At 67.8% G+C, this 1,425-nt stretch carries 2 protein-coding genes; one reads left to right on the top strand and one right to left on the bottom strand.

Features of this window, described 5'->3' with window-relative positions; translation table 11 throughout:
• Window positions 1–114 precede the first annotated feature (114 nt).
• Window positions 115–510: a hypothetical protein gene (locus AC0L3X_RS33440; protein WP_063982629.1), complete on the bottom strand. Its 396-nt coding sequence runs from the start codon at window positions 508–510 to the stop codon at window positions 115–117.
• Between the two features lie 166 nt (window positions 511–676).
• On the opposite strand from AC0L3X_RS33440, the gene AC0L3X_RS33435 reads away from it, so the two are divergent.
• The gene (locus tag AC0L3X_RS33435; protein WP_283016833.1) at window positions 677–1,321 is read left to right on the top strand and encodes a trimeric intracellular cation channel family protein; all 645 of its coding nucleotides are present in this window, start codon (window positions 677–679) and stop codon (window positions 1,319–1,321) included.
• Window positions 1,322–1,425: the final 104 nt, after the last annotated feature.

The raw sequence follows: 1,425 nt of genomic DNA, 5'->3' as shown, positions 1-1,425 counted from the left end.
CCCCCCCCCCCCCCCCCGCGGCCCCGCCCCCCCCCCCCCCCCCCCCCCCCCCCCCCCGCCCGGCGCCCCCCCCCGGGCCCCCCCCCCCCCCCCCCCCCACGACAGCTGTTGTCGTTACTTCGCGCCCTCGGACGGGGCGGCCGGATCAGGCGCCGCCGGCTTGCTCGGGGCAGCACCCGTGGTCACGCCGGGTCCCGTGTTGTTGCGCGGCGTCACATCGCGCATGCCGGGAGGCGCGGCCGGATTCGCAGGCGGAGCCTGCTGGGCGGTCTGCGTTGCCGGCGTGTTGCTGGCCTGGTTGCCGGTGCTCGTGTTGTTCAGTCCGTAGAACACGGCACCCAGTACCAAGGCGATCGCCACTGCGAACAAGGCTACCTTGCCGCTGGAGGCGGGGCCTTCGCCAAGCTCGGGATCGACCTGAAGCTCGGCATCCCGTCGCGCCGCACGGACATACTCATCATCGGCGAGATTCGGGCGATACGGATCGTTGGGAAAACGGTCGTCAGCCATCGATTTTGTCTCCTCGATTATTGCGGCTGGACAACCCCTAGATGCGAGATTCTGTTCCGCCCTCCTTAGTGCTTTCGTCGCATGTTGCCCTTGCGCGAGGAATCGGGAACCTGTTCATTTTGGAACCGTGCGCGTCGGTTCCATGGATGGGGAAGGGAACAAGGCGATGTGGAGCTTGCCGCCGAGCGATAGCGTGCTGCATCTGTTGTCGCTGGTCGCGGTCGCAGCGCAAGGCATGACCGCCGCGCTCGCCGCCGGCCGCCGGAGCATGGACTGGCTCGGCGTCTGCTTCCTCGGCTGTATCACCGCGCTCGGCGGCGGCACCTTGCGCGATCTCTTCCTCGGGCACTATCCGCTCGCCTGGGTCGCTCATCCCATCTATCTCGCGCTGGCCGGCGGCGCGGCCTTCCTCACCATCCTGATCGCGCGGCTCGTGCACCGGCTGAAGGTGGCCTTCATCGTGCTCGATGCCATCGGTCTCGTCGTCTTCACCATGGCCGGCTGCGACATCGCCTGGCAGACGAATGCCGCGCTGCCGATCGTCATCGTCTCCGGCATGGTGACCGGCTGCGCGGGCGGGGTGCTGCGCGATGTGCTCTGCAACGACGTGCCGCTGCTGTTCCGCTCCGAGCTCTACGCGACCGTTTCGGTGGCGACCGGCCTGTTCTACGCCACCGCCTTCGGCCTCAATCTCAATGCGGAGCTCTGGACGATCTTGACGTTTGTCCTCGGCGTCAGCTTCCGCCTGCTCGCGGTGCGCTACAAATGGGAGATGCCGAAATTCGTGTTCACGGAAGGCGAGGAGCGGTAGGCGCTCTTTCGTTCACTGTTCCATCTACGTCGGGGGGTGGTGGGGCCCCCCCCACACCAAACACCAAAATGGGGGGGGGGGGGGGGGTGTGTTTGTGGGGGGGG

Source organism: Bradyrhizobium sp. MI1.7 (genome assembly GCF_055811795.1).
This window is presented reverse-complemented; position numbering and strand designations above follow the sequence as displayed.